General features: G+C 41.4%; 9 protein-coding genes. All 9 read right to left on the reverse strand.

Annotated elements, in window-relative coordinates; translation table 11 throughout:
- Positions 1 to 25: 25 nt before the first annotated feature.
- The 9 genes from KFO40_RS01775 to KFO40_RS01815 all read right to left on the reverse strand — a co-directional run bounded on the left by KFO40_RS01775 (position 26) and on the right by KFO40_RS01815 (position 19,395).
- Positions 26 to 1,897, reverse strand: coding sequence for a RagB/SusD family nutrient uptake outer membrane protein (locus KFO40_RS01775; protein ID WP_004299665.1), 1,872 nt, complete (start codon positions 1,895 to 1,897; stop codon positions 26 to 28).
- 16 nt (positions 1,898 to 1,913) lie between these two features.
- Positions 1,914 to 5,066 carry a SusC/RagA family TonB-linked outer membrane protein gene (locus tag KFO40_RS01780; protein ID WP_120144824.1) on the reverse strand — a complete coding sequence of 1,051 codons (3,153 nt, stop codon included), beginning with the start codon at positions 5,064 to 5,066 and terminating at the stop codon, positions 1,914 to 1,916.
- A 120-nt stretch (positions 5,067 to 5,186) separates the two neighbouring features.
- Positions 5,187 to 6,920, reverse strand: coding sequence for a glycoside hydrolase family 43 protein (locus KFO40_RS01785; RefSeq protein ID WP_211146021.1), 1,734 nt, complete (start codon positions 6,918 to 6,920; stop codon positions 5,187 to 5,189).
- 216 nt (positions 6,921 to 7,136) lie between these two features.
- Positions 7,137 to 8,468, reverse strand: a complete 1,332-nt coding sequence (locus tag KFO40_RS01790) for a glycoside hydrolase family 43 protein (RefSeq protein ID WP_211146022.1) — start codon at positions 8,466 to 8,468, stop codon at positions 7,137 to 7,139.
- A 19-nt stretch (positions 8,469 to 8,487) separates the two neighbouring features.
- Positions 8,488 to 10,464, reverse strand: a complete 1,977-nt coding sequence (locus KFO40_RS01795; RefSeq protein WP_211146023.1) for a glycoside hydrolase family 97 protein — start codon at positions 10,462 to 10,464, stop codon at positions 8,488 to 8,490.
- Between the two features lie 20 nt (positions 10,465 to 10,484).
- The gene (locus tag KFO40_RS01800; protein WP_211146024.1) at positions 10,485 to 12,929 is read right to left on the reverse strand and encodes a TIM-barrel domain-containing protein; all 2,445 of its coding nucleotides are present in this window, start codon (positions 12,927 to 12,929) and stop codon (positions 10,485 to 10,487) included.
- 25 nt (positions 12,930 to 12,954) lie between these two features.
- Complete coding sequence (locus KFO40_RS01805; protein ID WP_117512538.1) at positions 12,955 to 14,682, reverse strand: glycoside hydrolase family 43 protein; 1,728 nt, start codon at positions 14,680 to 14,682, stop codon at positions 12,955 to 12,957.
- Positions 14,683 to 15,114: 432 nt separating this feature from the next.
- Positions 15,115 to 17,700, reverse strand: a complete 2,586-nt coding sequence (gene xyl3A, locus KFO40_RS01810; protein ID WP_211146025.1) for a xylan 1,4-beta-xylosidase — start codon at positions 17,698 to 17,700, stop codon at positions 15,115 to 15,117.
- 96 nt (positions 17,701 to 17,796) lie between these two features.
- Positions 17,797 to 19,395, reverse strand: a complete 1,599-nt coding sequence (locus KFO40_RS01815; RefSeq protein WP_211146026.1) for a glycoside hydrolase 43 family protein — start codon at positions 19,393 to 19,395, stop codon at positions 17,797 to 17,799.
- Positions 19,396 to 19,410 lie beyond the last annotated feature (15 nt).

Raw genomic sequence — 19,410 nt, forward strand, 5'->3', positions numbered from 1 at the left:
GTCATTATTAGTTAATACGTCATGATTACCATCCCGGATTCTGGCCAAAGCCTTCATACAAGTAAACATCTGCTTTGGGTAATGGCAGCCAATAGTGTCTGTCGGTATACTTTCTCTCCACCAGTACCACTTCTTTCAAATTCATGATTTCATTCTCCTCCGGATGCTCTTTGTTATAGCTTGCGGTAGGTACACGGTCAAACTCAATCTTTGTCTTCAAGGTATAAGGACTCTTATCAAGAAGCATCCAACGACGGAGATCCATAAAGCGAAAGCCCTCAAAAGCAAGTTCTACGGCACGCTCGCGGCGAATCTCACCAAGAAAGTCTGTCGTATTTCCAGTAAATCGATCAAGTACGTGAGCCACACCGGCACGATCACGAATCTCATTGATAGCATCTTCAGCCGTCATATAGAAGCTAGAAGCTTTACTTTGCGGAGAGCCATAACCTACAGCCGTTGCCTCCGAGTACATCAGATAAACATCTGCTAAACGCATCAAACTTAAAACAGCGTAGTGAGCACCTCTGACGTTAGCATTATTCACTATTTTTAGACAGAGCTTACTATTCATATAACCTGTAAAACACCCTTTCTGTGGATCTTTCTCTTCACTGTCTGCTCCATTCGTATACAACTGGCAATATTGTCCGTTTCCAGTTTCTCCACACCATTCACCGTCAAATATGATGTCTTTATAAAAACGCGGATCACGATTTTTCCAAGGATACTTAGGATCATATCCTGATTCTGCATCGGCTTTTGTCATATCTTTGATCGGATAGCCATTAGCCATGCCAAAATAATTTACATAATTAGCAGTCGGATAACATTTAATACCAGCATTGATATGAGAACGCGGACGAAAATCCGTATTCATGTTATAGTTCCAACGACCATCATACTGCACTAAATTCTCGCGGAAGATAGCTTCTTTCACCCCGTTAAGCTTACCGCCGGAATTGTATACGACAAACAGGTCGTTATAATTTTCCATATCTGCTAATTCATAGCGTTTAGTATCCTCAACAATCTTCAAAGCTTCGCCAAAAGCTTCAGCTGCACGCTTACAACGTCCCGCATCATACTCTTTGTCACCTCCGGAAGCCCAGTTCATTAGCGGACTACCCGCCCAAAGCAATGTCTTCCCTTTATAGGCCAAGGCCATAATTTTATTAATACGAGTATCATTCAAACCAAGAGTAGCTCTACCAGCTGTGGTTTGATCCCAGTCAACGGGAAGCAAAGGAATAGCATGGTCAAAATCAGCCACACATTTTTCAGCACACTCTTGCCAGGTAAGTCTGGATAATGCAGGAGCAACATCCGGCGGTAATACTTGGTCAACATAAGGCATTCCACCCCACCATTCCATCAACATAAAATGAAACCATCCACGGAAAAAATAAAGTTGTCCTTCAATAAGATTACGTTCTTCTTCTGTAGCACTTACCAAATTACCAAGATTAGCTATACCAATGTTAGCCTTACGGATACCATACCAGCAAAGTTTCCACAGATTACCCTTATCACTGCGTTCCTGTGAATTAGCCTTTCCACCACGTATAGAAGAAGGATAAGAATAATAACAGGTAGTCCATCCCCAGAAATCACCATAGTCAATATTACGGGCAAAGAGGCGAAGCTCCTGTGGCTCCCAATAATCTTCCTCACCAAAATTAAAACTAGTATGATACTCACTGTTTGATACAACAGGTATACAGTTATAGAGTTCCTCGGTAAATCCCTGGAAATTCTTGAAATTCTTATATGGATCATTCTCTTCAATGTCACTATATGGAGATTTGTCCAAATAGTCAGTACAAGAAGTAGCTCCCAACATACCGGCCAAAGTGATGACCGACGTAAGGAATATTTTATTAATATACTTATTCATAGTCTTTACTTAGTATTTATAAAGTAATGTCGATACCAAGATTGAAACGGCGCATTGTCGGATAAGCACCATCAGAAGAACTATATCCGGTATTAGATTCGCGATCATCCGGCATTTTAGTCCACATATAAAGATTATCACCATTCAGATATATACGGCAGTTTTTGATCCCCATCTTCTTCAACCAGTTTGATTTTTGGAAAGTATAGGACAATTCAACGTTTTTCAAACGCAAATAAGAACCATCGTACCAATATCTAGTGCCTGATGCTGCTTGATCAATAGTGGTCCCCCAACGCGGTGCGGGCAGAGTAGCACTCCCATCGGGAGTCCAATAATCACCTTCAGCATAAGCTACATGGGCAGTGCTACGGAACGTCGGGAAATTGACTTCACGAGTCACATTGTTTACTCCATAGAACTGTGCAAAAATGCTAAATCCCTTCCATTCTGCTCCGATTGAAGCATTGTAAGTATTCTGAGGCATCGTAGAATACTGATAGGGAGCACGGTCATCAGCATCAATTACACCGTCGCCATTAAAATCGACAATGTTATAATCCCCAGGGAGTTTTGCATCATTACCCGTTGTCCAAACCGGACTTCCAATCACGTCATCCCATGTAGCAAGATTACCATGATCAATATAAGAATATACCTGATTAATGGCGTGTCCCGCCCCTTTCTGGTAATCAGGTTTCAAAGGTGCATCATCACGGAATTTCACTTTGTTGACAGCATGAGTCATGCTAGTATTGAGCCAAGCACGAATACCATTATTAAAAGTATGGTTCAATCTCAACTCCAACTCATAACCATGACTGCTCACTTTACCGAGATTAGCATAAGGAGCATCAGTTCCAAAATAAGAAGCTATTGCTCTATCGCTTCCCTTCACCAAAATATCAGTACGAGTGTCATTGAATATATCCACCGAACCGGCAACCGCCCCTCCTAAAAAAGCATAATCAATACCTAAATTTCTCTTTTCTACAGTTTCCCATGAGATATTAGGATTCCCCAGTCGACTGATTGTGTAGTAAGTATAAGGAGTATTGGCAGGCTTAATATTACCCATTAGTGTGTTACCTCCATAATCCAACTGATTTTTATATAAGAAACGACCATCTGTAAATCTTTGCCAAGGCTGAACCACCGCATCATCTCCCACTCTACCCCAAGAAGCTCGTAACTTCAACATATCGAGAAATTTCAGATTGTTCTTAACAATTTTTTCCTCGCTAATCATCCATCCTAATGAAAAAGAAGGGAAAAAAGCAAAACGGTAATCAGGACCGAACTTCTCTGAACCATTATAGGCACCATTAGTTTCGAAGAAGTAGCGCATAGCATAATTATAAGTTAAACGAAACACCCAATCTTCACGATAAATAGGGAACACACTGCCCGACGCTTCTTTCAAACGACTGAAAAGAGCAAGAGCAGTCACTTCATGTTTACCGAAATTTCGTGCATAATCCATTTGCATGGAATAATAAAGCTTACGATAAGTAGCACCAGTATTCACGCTACCAGCCTGATGTTCCCAATAGATAGGATTGATAATAGCATCCAAACCGGTACCAAGCTCCGGTTGTTCCAAAATAATTTCTCCAGTATCAGGTCTAACCCACATACGCTGAGAATTATGATACATATCATTGACGCCACGCTTATTCTCAACGAATGTATAGTCCATTGAGAAATTAGCTTTGAATTTCAGCCCTTTGGTAAGCATATGCAAATCTTGCTCAAGGATAAAATCTGAAGTCATCTTTGTAGTCGTACGTTTCTCCGACCCTGCTACAGCCAGTTTGTATACGGAGTTAGGCACATCGGCATCACGAGGTTGATACCATCCCCACATACCGTTAGAATAAATCGGACGCATGGCATCAGGAGCACTTTTATAGGCTGCTGCCCAAAAAGTTGCATCTTGGTCATTATAGTCCCATGGTACGGTACGCTGAGCATTCGATCCAAATAGATTGGTAGAAAACTTTGTAGTTTTAGTCAATTGGAAATCCAAATTACTACGCACATTAATACGATTATAGCCAAAACCATAATCATAGCCACGACGGTTATCATATACTTTAAACAAGTCACCCTCACTTACAAAATCAGCCGCTGCAAAATAACTGACAATTTTTGTACCTCCGGAAACATTGACACTAGTATTGTAAGACATGGCTGTACTATTAAACAGTGCTTTCTCCCAATCAGTATTAGGATAACGATCCCATTCTTCCGCATTAGCAGGATGACGATACTTATCAATAATGGAAGTCGGAGTATAGTCATTCCAGCCATTAGGATTAAGACAAGCCTCGCGTTCAATAGAATTATTCAACAGATAAAAAGTATCGTATGCATCATACTTCTCCGGTAGTTTGGATGCCACCTTTGCTGTTACATTAGCTTTGATTTGCACACTAGCTTTTCCTTCCTTACCACGTTTGGTAGTTATAAGAATTACACCATTGGCACCTTTCACACCATAAACAGCCGTAGCAGAGGCGTCTTTTAACACTGAAATATTCTCTACAGACGAGATATCTACCGAACTCATCTCACGTTCAATACCATCCACCAATATTAAAGGTTCACTATTATTCCACGAGCTCTGTGTACGAATGATAATCTGAGGATCTTCTGCACCAGGCATACCAGAAGAAGCAGAAGTAATAACTCCCGGCAAAGACCCTGTCAATGCTGAACCAAGACTAGTTACACCACCGGCACGCTCCAGCGTTTTGCCACTTGTCTGCGTGATAGCACCTACCACTGACGCTTTCTTCTGTTGTCCGTAACCTACAACTACTACTTCTTCCAGTTGTTTGGTATCATCTTCCAACGTCACTTTTATCAAACCTTTGGAAGCCACTTTTACTTCCTGTGGTTTCATTCCTACATACGAAACAATAAGGATAGACTTCTCACTGGGCACAGTCAATACAAAATTGCCATCTATATCTGAGATCGTACCTACTGAATTATTACCTTTTAAAGTTACCGAGGCTCCAATGATTGTCTCACCATTACTGTCAAGAACCGTTCCCCTCACCGTTATCCCTTTCTGTGCTGATGCTGTTACAAAACTAAACAACATAAGGAGAAACAGGTAAGGAATTTTTTGAATTTTCTTCGTTACATTTTTCATTACCATTAGTTTAAGATGTTAATTAACTACATTGTTTTCTAATCATCATTCTTTTTTTAATTGCATTAGCTATCATTATAAATACCACCCATAGTTGCTAGTATTAGATTTATATAAAAAAAATAATTATTTGCAAGTAGCGTATAATCCAATTGTAGTACCGGTAAATCCACCAGCCGTTGTAGTAGAGAGATAACTGGGATCTACATCTTTACAAAGCAGTTTCCAGCTTTTTTCACCATCAATAGAATAATAGAAATCGTAACCAATTCCCTGAGATACTAATTTCAAATATACTTCATTTGTATCTGCGTCTATTTCATCTGAAGCCAATGTCTGTTCCTTTTCACCGATTTGTTTCAGAGAAATATTTTTATTCTCACCCACTTTATTCAAGCAGAAGAAATATTGATGCGTCTCATCTTTAAACAATAACATTCCGGCTGTTTCCTTATCGTTAGAAGGATTGAACAACATACGGGTAGCACATTCAAATTTATGATGTTGTAACCGACGGCAGACAAATGCCGGAGTTTTCTTTTCCGTAGCGCTAATATCTGCACACTTCAAGGTCAGATATCCGGGCGTTTCCGTCAATGAATATAAATCGGAAGCAGAAGCTCTTAAAGTCATCCAGGTCATGTCAAGTATAGGAGAATCAAAGTTCTCTATTAACTCGAAATTACCATAAGTAACTGTCGTATCGCGTTTCGCACCTTCACGTTTTACAATCATAGGTACTAAATCATCTCCTTGTGTCATGTACGGGAATCCGTCTTCACTCCATTTCACCGGCATCATAAATGTTTCACGTCCCAAATTCTCAAACTGATTATTAATAGGGCGACAAGCCAGAAAAACAGCCCACCAATCTCCCTCTTTTGTTTGAATCAGGTCTGCATGACCAGCACAGGTTACCGAATTAGGACGGTCAGAATTCAAATGTCTTTGCGTCAGAATCGGATTGTTTTTCCATGGAAGAAACTTACCCATCGGAGAATCACCACGGAAAATCACTTCCGAATGCCAGTTTCCCGTTCCACCTTCGGCGGACATCAAGAAGTACTTTCCATTTATCTTATATAAATGAGGACCTTCTATCCAAATTGGTTTGTCTGCCGGTTGAGCTCCTTTGTTTACAAGAATTTTACGGGGACCGATCGTCTTATCTGTTTTCACATCAAACTCTTGTATGCGTATAGTACGGTGTCCGCTATATTCAGGTTTATTATCCGGAGCCTCATCATTATTAACAATATATGCCTTACCATCTTCATCAAAAAAGAAAGAAGGATCAATACCTCCGACCTCCGGCAACATGATGGGTTCCGACCATTCACCAAACGGGTCTTGCGTCTTAACAAAGAAATTTCCGGCTCCGACATTGGTTGTTACCATATAATATGTCTTGTTATACGGATTATAAGAAATAGCCGGAGCAAAAATACCGCCACTCACTTTCTGTCCTTCCATATTCACTAATTGCGAAGCACGGTTCAACACATGCCCTATCTGTTTCCAATTCACCAAGTCTTTGCTGTGAAAAATAGGAATACCGGGGAAATAAGTGAATGTAGATGTTACTAGGAAATAATCACCTTCTCCATTTGTACAAACACTAGGATCAGAATACCATCCCGGCAAAATAGGATTATAGAAATAGTCTTCACCTGACAGAGGATTGGAAATATAAAAATCATCATTTCCCTTATAAGAAAAATAATCAAAGAGAGCCACAGATTTTCCAATAGCCGGTAATTGTTGTTCTTTCTTTGAGTTACATGACATCATTGTTATCCCCAGCATAAATATGGAGAGCCAGACGATTGACATTAATTGTATTACCTGTGTATTCTTCATAATACTTCTTATTTTCTTTATAATCAAATATGAATTACTGATCTTTTCTGCAAAGATATGCTAGTTCATAAAACTACAAACATAATTATGTTACGGGCTTCTTTTCCTAAATAACATCTTCATTTTCAATGTTACATCTATCTTTTCCCTTGTAGCACACCCAAACAATTACACTGATTATAAACACATTACAATCTTATTTTTTTTGAATAAAAGCTATTCAAATTCCCAATAATCCAGATTGAAAAGTTTGTTTCCTTTCTCTCCTTTAAAGTAGAAATAAAGATCATGTACACCCTTTGCATTCTTTATCCGACATGACATCTGTTTATATATATCCAGTCCTCCTGTCGGTGATATACTGACACTACCTATTACCGGACCTTCAATGCTATCCAGACGAATTTCTATCATTCCGCCTTTTTCAACACAAGCTGCGCTTACACTGAATTTCTTTGCTCCCTTCTTGCCAAAGTCGACACCACGCACACACAGATATTCATTATCATCAATATCGGTTATATACAAACCACCATTCTCATGATTTCCAGTTTTAAGACCATATCCCCAAGCCATCGTTTCAGCTTCCACTCTACGGTAAGGATTAAAGTTTTCAATCTGTTCCAGTTTCGTCTCCTGCCAATAAGGAACTTCCTGAATAGTTCCATCCGGATTATAATGCATTTTTGCAACAGACGTGGAACGACGTTCCTTATGATCCAATGTTTCCAAATGAAGCAAATCATAATTTAGGCCAAATACATAAGAGCTACCTTTATAATCGATAATTCCAGGATGATTTCCTCTACTCCGCTCTGTTGGACGCATAATATATCCTTTTGTACTCCATGGTCCGGTAGCTTTTTCGCTCATAGCATAGCCAATCCCTTCCGGACAACAAGTTGAAGCGAAAGCCATGTAATAATGCCCGTTCCGTTTATACACCCACGGACCTTCCTGGTAATGTTCCGGTTTATTTTCCACTTGTACAATTTCCCCCGAATATGAAATCATATCCTCATTCAGTTTCACATAATAAACATTCGGATTGCCCCAATACATATACGCTTGTCCGTCATCATCAATAAATACGGTCGGGTCAATGTCGTACCAATGCTCCTTCTGCCAAACCAACGGTTTGTTCAAAGGGTCTTTAAAAGGGCCGTAAGGAGAGTCGGATACCAATACGCCAATACCATTACCGTGAATCGGACAATACATATAAAATTTGCCATTACGTTCGATGACTTGTTCTGCCCAGGCACCGTTATCACGTTTCACCCAATCAAAACTCTTCAGAGAAGCGACCGCTCCATGATCAGTCCAATTCACCATATCGGTGGAAGTATAAAGTAACCAGTCCAACATTTTGAATCCTTCGGCATCATCCTCATCATGAGTTGTATAAAGGAAAACGGTATCATTATATACCATCGGAGCCGGATCGGCGGTATATTTTGTCTGGATAATAGGATTTTGTGCCACTCCCGAAGTGACGGCAGTCATTGCCAACAGGAGTAATACACCCCAAAAATTCAAGTTTTTCATATTCTATCTGTCTAAACAGTTATTTGGTTATTAATACTCCACCATTGCAAGGAATAGTCAATTGCAATTCTTGTTTCTTTCCTATTCCTATTTGTTTCACACCGCCCTGCAATACCTTATCATCACTAAATAGTCTCACCTCTTCCCCATTGGAGAACATCGGCAAATTAACTTTAAGTTTCAGTGTTTCCTTCTGCGCATTTACTCCGGCAATATACCATTTGTCTCCATGACGACGGGCAAGAATAACGTATTTACCAGGATAACCGTCAATGAAACGTACCTCATCCCAAGCCGTTGGAACCTCTTTCATAAAATCAATAGCCCATGCAGGAGCATCGGTCAGATTATTCGGTGCCAGAGCAAAATGCTGTACCGGACTCTGAAATAGAACCGCCGTAGCCAGTGCGTAGACATCTGATGTCACCCGCCGGCTTCCCCGTGGAGCATTATCCGCATTATAATATTTGTTCAATGCACTACCTCCAAAATCCATGCTACCCACAGTATTACGAATAAACGGGTGCAAGGTAGCATTAAAGGCCTCATTATCACAACTGCCTTGAGAGAAATGAAGATTTTCACTAGCCAATACAGCCTCACTCGATGCGAAGTTAGGATACATACGTTCCCAGCCACGAGGCAAAGTACATCCATGGAAAATAACTAAAAGACCGTACTCGTTTGCATCCGACAAGATATCCTCATACAACTGCATAGTCATTTGCTTGTCACCTCCGAAAAAGTCAACTTTTATTCCACGAATACCAATGCTTTGCATCCATTTCATCTCCTTACGTCTGGCTATCGCATTATCCATAATACCTCTCGGAGTTTGCGGAGCATCATTCCAATACCCATTCGAATTATACCACAAATAAAGAGCTACCCCTTTGTCCTTCCCATATTTAGCCAATTCTTCAATTTTATCACGTCCCATTTGTTTATCCCACAAGGCATCCACTAACACAGATTGATACCCCATTGCTGCCGAAAAATCAATATACCGGAGTTGCTCTTTATAATTAGTACTTCCATCCATACCGATAATCCAGCTCCATGAACCCCGGCCATACGTATACTCTCCTTTTGCCGAATAAAGCGGTTTTACAACATCAAAAGGAACGGTTGTCTCCACTATTGGAGCCAAAGTCTTGCCCACAGTAATAGTACGCCAAGGCGTCTCTCCCGGCAACGCTATCCCCGGAAAAACCGTACCATTCCCATTTGCTTCACCTTCTTGCGGAAATCCAATGGTATACACCCCTTCTTTGTGTCCCAACAGACGGCTTGCGCAATATCCACCATTTACTCCCGTTTCGGAAACAAGCACCCAACCATTATCTCCATTACGGAACAGACAGGGAAATGTATATCCTTCTCCCCAGCCATTTTTCCCTGCGACATCATCTGCCGTATAAGACGTCTCATAACTTGGAGAAGTACGGGCAAATCCTCCCATCGGTTTACTTTGCGGACAAAGGAAAGTGGTGGTTCCGTCAGGAAACACAAATCCCGTAGCTTCTTGCTTAACCACGCAACTTAGTGTCTCACCTTGCGGATACATCTTATATTTAAAAGCAACATCGTTATTACTTATGCGGAATATAACATCATAAATTGTTTTCCCTTGTTGTGTAAACGAAAATACAGCTTCATTGGCCACATAACGAACCTTGCTCTGCTTAATAGAAGCCAACTCGTATGTTTCATCTATTTTATTGGTTGAAACATTCTTCTCCAGCGACATCCCCGATGAAAAATCTCCTATATTTGCAATAATTCCCAATGGAGATGGCTTCAAAAAAAGAACATTGTCATAACTAACAGAATAAGAGGGTCTTCCATCCATATCTGCGACTGTTACTACCAACTTTCCATCAGGACTTGCTATCTGTTTATCTTCTGCACTTACAATACTACTACCCAATAGCATAGCCATTACTATAAAAAACTTCATCATATTTCTACTTTTTAGATTCTTTTCTACTGACATAATCACACATTCTATTACAATCAAAACTTTACAGAAATCGCTTTCCCATTATAATCGACGTTTTTTTGAGTCCCGTCCTGAAGAGTTACAGTAAATTTACGGTTCTTCAACATTCCCCCATACGCACCTTTTCTTGCCCCTATCGTCAATTTACGAGATATATTATTCCAAGAGATTGGAATTTCCGTATAAGCTCCTTTTTCATAATTGTAATTATCAAATTCATCTTCATATAAAATGAAGTTTCCATTCGCACCCGCATACACCTTCAATTCAAGATGATCCCACGGTTTTTCAGTTGCATACTGAACTTGTGGACCGACAGGAATAATACTACCCGCTTTTACATACAATGGAATAACATCAAGTGTAGTCTCTTTGGTAATTTCCTTTCCGCCTTCATGTTTCTCGTTTGTCCAGAAGTCATACCATAGCGTTCCTGCCGGTAAGTATATGTTAGTAGATTTCGTTTCCATGAAATCCACAGCAGCGTCAGTTTTTGTTTTTTTCGCTCCATCTCTGTTCCATCCTTCTTCTTCGGAGACTTTTACCACAGCTTCCGGTGTATATTGTGCATGAGTAATCGGAGCCACAAGGATCGATTTTCCAAACATATATTCGTCATTGATATCCCACACCTTTCTGTCATCTACAAAATCCATCATCAAAGCGCGCATAAAACTCGATTGACGATTGCTTACCTCCCAAGAAGTAGAATAAATATAAGGCAACAGAGAGTAACGTAAACCTATCATCTTCTCGATAGCATCATATACAGGCTCGCCTTTCTTTCCGAACTTATAGATTTCCCTATAAACATCCGTCCCGTGCGAACGCATCATCGGATTGAACGTTCCAAACTGCAACCAACGCACATAAAGCTCCTGATACAATGGATTTTTTGAAGCACTATCATCATTCCAGCTTTTATTATAATGTCCTGCAAAAAAGCCACCAATATCACTATTCCAGTGAGGCATACCACACAAAGAAAAGTTTAATCCGGCAGGAATCTGATTTCTAAAACTCTCCCATGTGGAAGCGACATCACCACTCCATACATTTGCACCATAACGTTGCTGCCCCAAGAATCCGGAACGGGTTAAAATAAACACGCGTTTGTCCGAAGTCACTGCACGCTGATGGTCGTAAACCCCTCCGACAGTCATCAACGGATAAGCATTGCGCACCTTACGGAACGAGCCCAGATAGGTTTTGGTATCCATATCCTCCGGCTTCCAATCCAAATGGTCGGGTTCGGTAGAGTCCATCCACCAGGCATCCATTCCCAGTTTGAAAATTCCATCATTCAGATATTTCCAATAAATATCACGCGCTTCGGGATTGTAAGCATCATACACCCTTACGCCGGAAGGATATTCCATGTTTGGGGGCCATGACTCCAATCCCGATTGCGGCCAGGTAGTGAAGTTAAACAACATCCCTTTTTTGTCCAATTCTCTATAAGGTTTGGTCATCGGTCCGAATGACGACCAGATAGATATAGCCATGTGTGCATTCATCCCATGGACATCCTCCATCATCTTTTGAGGATTATTGAAAGTCGGATTCTGAAAATCCATCGCATTCCACAAATAGTTATGCCCCCAATATTGCCAATCCTGAATAATACCATCCAAAGGAATACCCAATTCACGATATTTACGAACAACGTCTACCACTTCCTCCTGGCTTTTATATCTTTCTTTACTTTGCCAGTAACCATAAGTCCATAAAGGAAACATCGGTGCTTGCCCGGTCAAGCTGCGTACTTGTGCTATTACACCATCGGCATCCTTCCCATACATGAAATAATAGTCTACACAATCACCTACTTCAGAACGAAAAGATGTTTCAACTTCGTTGTCCGTAAAAAGAGTCGGCGAATAGTTATCCCAAAACACACCATATCCTTTGGTGGACTGGAAGAATGGCGACACATCTTCAACATTTCCCTGTATCAGATTTTTGGTCATGTTCCGCTGAATCATCTTTCCATTTTGCAATTGTCCCAAACCATAAATAGCTTCCTCCTTATCTAATACAAAAGGTTGATAAACCTGATAAGTTTTTGTCCCGGCATCATCGAAATCGATAAACTGCATACCGGATTTCTCTGCCAATAACGACTTGCCATCCTTTGAGAAATAAGAAACAATTCCCGTCCCGGTGTCCACACTGACACTTAGTTCACTGGTATTCAATACAATCTTATTATCTTGTATATCAACTTTGAAACTCACCTTTTCAGGTTTGGCAATTACAGAAAGACTCTGTTTTTCATAGGCAACACCTTCCGGTGACTTTATTACTCTCGCCACAGCAGGCGCAAAGAATTGTACTTCTATATCCACTGCATTTACAGTGGTTTTGATACCGGACGATGTTTTCTGATAGTTCTGTGCGAATAAGATATTTGTGCTGAAGCATAAACATATACCCCAAAATAGATGATGTATTTTCATAATTATAGAATGATAAGGTTTCTAATTAATAACCAACAGATGTTGCATACAGTCCAATCATTGCTCCTGTAAAGCCACCAGCCTCATTAGTAGAAAGAATATCGCCGGAAACGGTTCCTCCTAAATTTAGGAAACCCTTGCCATCAATCGAATAATTAAAACGATAATCATCTCCATTGGCTGTTACTTGCAGTGTCACAGGTTTCTCTGTTTCTATCTTCACCTCACCCAGGACACTCGCTTGTCCTTTTTCGGTTCTTTGCAGTATCAGGTAATAGTCTTTTCCCTTTTTAGTGATACCGAAAACATAGTGATATCTTTCATTTTGATAACATGTTATACCGGCAAAATCTTTCTCATTTTTTGGTTTGTACTCCATGGTTGCTGCCGCGGTAAATTGATTATGCTGTTGACGGTAGAACAAAGTAGAAGTAGGTTTCACTTCATTGATATTTGAGGTAAAAGGGATGATCCGCAACCCTTTATCGGTCATCTCAACGAATTCTTCACGAGGACCTCTAAGACCGATCCATCTAAAATCTAATGTCTTATCGGAGAAATCATCCTTAAAGACAAAGTTGCCACTAGGCAAATAACCGTTTTTCCCTGTTTGGTTCTCAACTCCCGAAGGCATCTTCAATGTAGGTTTCATAGGGATAAGCCCATTCTCGAAAACGGGAAATGTTCCGCTCCAGTCCACCGGAAGAATAAAAGTTTCGCGTCCGGTATTCACTCTGTTCTTCTCATTGGGGCGTATTCCTAAAAATACACCATAATATTTTCCGTCGGGTCCCTCCACTAAGTCTGCATGACCAGCCCAGTCTACTTTATCCGCCCGATTTGCAGGAAAATAACGTTGAGTTAAAATAGGATTATTATTTGCCGGAAGATAAGGTCCTTTCGGATGATCACTTACAAAAATGACTTCGCTATGCCAGCCTCCGGTTCCTCCTTCGGCACACATTAAATAATAACGTCCATCTTTCTTATAGATATGAGGAGCTTCAATCCATATCGGTTTTTCTTCTATATTGACGCCACCGTTTACGATGATCCGGTCCGTTCCCGGAACCACTTTATCATTCTCCACATCATAATCCCATATTTTTATGACACGGTGTCCCGAGTAACGCTCATTTGCTTTAGCAGGAGCATCATTATGTACCACGTATGCCTTGCCATTATCATCAAAGAAAAGAGAAGGATCAATGCCTTCAAATTGAAGTTTGACCGGATCACTCCAGCCATTCTCCGGATTCTTTGTCTTTACTACCATATTTCCAAAGCCACCGGAAAATTGAGTGGTTATCATATAAAACGTATCATTATTGGGATTATATCTTATAGCAGGAGCATATACACCAGCACTAATACCACAATCTTCAACCTTTAATTGTGACGTTCTGTCCAGCACATGACCGATTTGTTTCCAGTTGACCAGATCATTAGAATGGAAAATAGGTACCCCGGGAAACATAGCAAAAGATGAGCACACCAAATAATAATCATTACCTTTCCGCGTTATACTCGGATCGGGATAGCAACCCTGCAAAATAGGATTATAGAACTCACCCGGCTTTAAAGGATTGTTTTGATAAATAGCATCCTCCCCCTGATAAATAAATTGCGTAAAGACAGGAGCATTTTTCGTTATTTTACCCTTGCCACTCACCTCCATATTAAAAAACAGCATAAAAAATACGACAAGCGCCACGGATTGCCAGCCCGACAAAATCAATTTTAATGTTCTCATATTATCACTTTTTATTTTCTATAATTTTCTGTTCCATAGTAGTGTTTGCAAATGTATCGATTCGGTTTTATCATATATGTACAATCATGATACAGGCATCTATATACAGGTTACATTTATCACAGACATGTAACATGATTCTTTTCTGATGTAACAAAAAGCCCCAAAACAGAAAAATGGTAAGATAAATAACTACATTACCTATTATTTCAGCACTTTTATCTTCCATCATATAAAATGCTGAATATCAAGGATTAGAAAATATTCATTTTCCTTTAAAGGAAAGCCCCCGTTGGTTTAAAAGAAACGGGGGCTTGGTTTAAAAGAAACGACCCGTTCCTTTTAAAGGAACAAGGTCGTTCTTTCTTTATTCATTCAATAAATAAATCCGGATTGTCTACCTGTAAAAATAAACGAAATTCTAAAGCGGTATTACTGTACGTTCATTACAATCGTTTTCAACTTATTTCTATCAGAAGTTCCTCCATACAGTAATTCATAAGTACCTTCCAACGGACGCATCGTATTCGACTCTGCATCAAACCATTCAAAGTTCTCACTGGTAAGAGGAATAGCTACTGATTCAGTTTTCCCTGCCGGAATATGAACGCGTTTGAAAGCACGCAAGGTATAACGGGGACCTTCCTTATCACCCGGACGTCTCAAATAAACCTGAACCACCTCTTCTCCATCACGTTGCCCGACATTGCTTACCGGAATAGTCAATACTACATTTTCACCTTTGGCGATTGTATTCTTGCTCAATTTAGCTTCTCCATAAGTAAAGTCAGTATAACTCAACCCATGACCGAATGGGAAAAGTGGTTGCTGTTGCATATATCGATAGGTACGCCCCTTCATGGAATAGTCTTCAAAGTCCGGCAATTGATTCACATCCTTATAGAAAGTGACCGGCAGGCGTCCACCGGGATTATACTCTCCCCAAAGAGCATCAACGATAGCTGTACCACCCGCCTGTCCCGGATACCATGCCTGCAGAATCGCTTCACAAGTAGTCGTTTCGGGCACTAGTCCGATAGCTGAACCGGAATAATTGATAAAGACAACCTTTTTACCAGCCTTCTTCAAAGCTTTCAACAAATCACGTTGAACGTCCGGAAGTTCAATATCTGTACGGTCACCACCCTTAAATCCGGGAACCTCTACCGGCATTTCCTCACCTTCCAGACTTGGAGAAATTCCACCAGCAAAAAGAATCACATCAGCATCCATTACTCTCTTCACTGCGAAGTTCAAGTCGATCCCGACCTCTTTGCCCAAATCAAAATCAAGTGTAGCCCTTTCATTCCGTTGTTTGAATAAAATCTCGATATGATACTCTTTTCCAGCCTTCGCCTGTAACGTATAGAGGTTCGTCGGATTCTTAACATATATTTTCTGGGCCACTTGCTCACCATTTATAATAAGAGTCACTTCACCATCCAGTTGGAAACGGAAAGCAACATCACCGGACTGCGAAGGACGAAAGACAGATTCATAACGAGCCGAGAAATTAGTTATTTCCACACCGGGCGCAAATGTAGTAGCCCCTGTTGTCGCAAAATGGAACGGAGTGGAAATCTGATCGGTAGCAACCACTTCCCCTTCACGATCACGATTATTCCAATATTCTGCCAAGAAACCGGGTTTACCATTTATGCTACATTCATCAAACAGGCTTTGGAGTGTCTTTCCGTCCACACGGTCACAACCCGGTTCGTATATGATTTGTCCTTCCGGTAGTTTGGCACGGACAGCTTCCAATAAGGTAACCGTATGTGCCGGAATACCGTTATAATTTCCCCACTGCATCACGGAGTCATTGGCATTAGGTCCCATAACGGCTATTTTCAGATTGGTATTCAGAGGCAGGATGTTGTTTTTATTCTGCAAGAGCACCAATGACTCACGAGCCATACGCAAAGCCAATGCCTGATGTTCCTTACTATTCAACACAGAGGTTGGAATTTCCACCCAGGCCGGTTGTTCATCCATCTCTCCCAGTTCAAAACGTGCTGTCAACAAACGTTTCAATGAAATATCTATTTCTTTTTCGTCAATCAGACCGGCTTTTACAGCATCCGCCAGTGAAGCATATTCACTTCCACATTCAAGGTCTGTGCCTGTCCGCACAGCAGCGGCCGAGGCGTGTTCCTTATCCGGGTGAGTCCCATGCGTTCCCGGTCTATAGAAATCGGAGATCGCTCCACAGTCAGAGACTACAATGCCTTTGTATCCCCATTCATCCCGCAATATTTGCATCAACAGGCGATTGCTGCCACAACAAGGCTCTCCCTCAAAACGATTGTAGGCACACATCACTTCCTTTACATGCGCTTTCTGTACCAAATCTTTAAAAGCAGGCAGATAGGTTTCCCATAAATCCCGGGGATCTATATTCTCCGCATCAAAACTATGCCGGTTCCACTCCGGTCCTGAATGAACGGCAAAGTGCTTGGCACATGCGTGCAGCTTATCATACCTGGCATCTTCCGGTCCTTGCAAACCACGGACTACAGCCATTCCCATTTGTCCTGTCAGATAAGGGTCTTCACCGTATGTTTCCTGACCACGCCCCCAACGAGGGTCACGGAATATATTGACATTCGGTGTCCAGAATGTTAATCCCTGATAGCGTTTCAGCACGCCGCTTTCACCGAAAATACGCGATTTTACACGAGCCTCATCGGAAGTGGCATTGAACACTTCATATAATAATGAATCATTAAAAGAAGCTCCCATACCGATAGACTGGGGAAAAACAGTAGCCAATCCGGCACGTCCCACACCGTGCAACGCCTCATTCCACCACTCATATTCTTTAATTCCCAGTCGAGGGATAGCAGGTGACGCATTTTGCATGATTGATACTTTTTCTTCCAAAGTCAACCGGGGCAACAAATCCTCCGCCCGTTGTTCCGCCGTTAAAGAAGTGTCCTGGTAAGGCAGCAATTGCTTACATGCCGAAAACGATAACACCAAACAAACACCCATAATCGGTATCCAACCTCTTTTCATAATATTATACTTATTAGTTATGATTAATTTGGAAACAAAAATAGCCTATTTTCCAATAAAACAATGTTTCATTGGTTACAAATACATATTTGTGTGTTACATTGACGCATCACAGAACGAATAATCAAAAGAGTCCACATCTACATAACCGCCTACAGAACGTGTAGCATAATTAAATATGGCAAACTTACTGCCCATGAACATACGGGTGTAGTCAAACTTCATCTTAATAGGCAGACCGACAGGTATCCATGTTTTCCCATCAAGACTATAAGAAAAACGAGCCTCATCCCGTCCATTGGTAAAGTCACCTTCCACACGCAAGTAGACAAGCTCTTTGTTAAGAGGTATACGGGCTTGTTCGGTCATATCCACACGGCTAATGGCACGCTTCGTTTTCTCAAACACACTTTTCTGTTCACTCATCACAAGAGACAGTTTATTTCCGTTCTTTTCAATCGTAAGCACACCGCTGTCACCATTAAAAGCCGATAATCCCGCACGGTCGCCATCTTTCATCCCCCCCAAAGAGAGACTGACAGTGCCCATGCATTTCGGTCCTACCATACGCTGAGTCAACGTATTGGGAGCAACAAACAGGTTATCTACCACACGGGAGGTTTTCAAACGCAAAAATCCGGGACGGTCGGTAAGGCTCCATGCCTGATCGACGGGGTTATGATTCCACTGCCAATAGAGGGAAAGTCCGGAAGCGGAAAAATCATCCGAACCGCAGATACCATCCATTGACATATACGACAAAGTGGTATCATTCGGAATGCGCCCATCCTTGTCTCCCAGCATAGGCCAACCATCTTCCGTCCATGTACAAGGCATAAGACACGGCACACGTCCTACGCCACCACGATCCTGAAAAATCAGTCCGTACCATTCACCGTTTTTCCCGTCTACGATGCATCCCTGACCAACACCGCCATGCCCGTCGAACTCCGTTTCAAGAATGACACGCTTTTCGTAAGGTCCGGTAATCTTATCGGCACGATAGCATACTTCACGACGCAGACGGCCGGGAATACTCCAATCCATAGAAATCATCAGCAAGTAATATTTCCCATTATACTTGATGACGGAACTACCTTCCAACAGACCTTGTTCGTCAGCATCCCGCTCAAATATTTGCTGATTGATGCCACCGGGAAGTACATCGGTCAAATCGGGTTTCAACTCCGTAAGATGTCCCGTACTGTGAAAGAGATACACCCGCCCGTCATCATCAAACAGAAGCGAACCGTCATGAAAATGCGGGGGACGCGAAAGAAGTTTCCAGGGACCGGCCGGATCTGTCGCAGTATAGACAAACCCACGTCCGGGCGCGCCATTGGCTGTAAACCAGACATAGAATTTACCGTCATGATAGCGGATAGATGATGCCCATTGTCCTTGCCCGTAAGCAGTGCCTTCGAGCAAATCATAACGAGGACCATCGTCAATGCGAGAAAATACGTAGCTGATAGTTTCCCAATGTTTCATGTCCGGCGAACGCATGATAGGCGCCCCCGGCATCAGGTGCATAGTAGTGGAAACCATGTAAAAGTAATCGCCTGCGCGACATACTGACATATCGGGCACGTCAGCATAAAGAATAGGATTACGGTATTGTGCTCCGGCTGATAGCGGGAAGAACAATGTAAAAAGAGTACACAGTAAAATAGTGTTGATTTTTGTTTTCAGCATAATCATCGTTTTTTT

Source organism: Bacteroides sp. 1001302B_160321_D4, assembly GCF_015667765.1.
GTDB classification, from domain to species: Bacteria; Bacteroidota; Bacteroidia; order Bacteroidales; family Bacteroidaceae; genus Bacteroides; species Bacteroides xylanisolvens.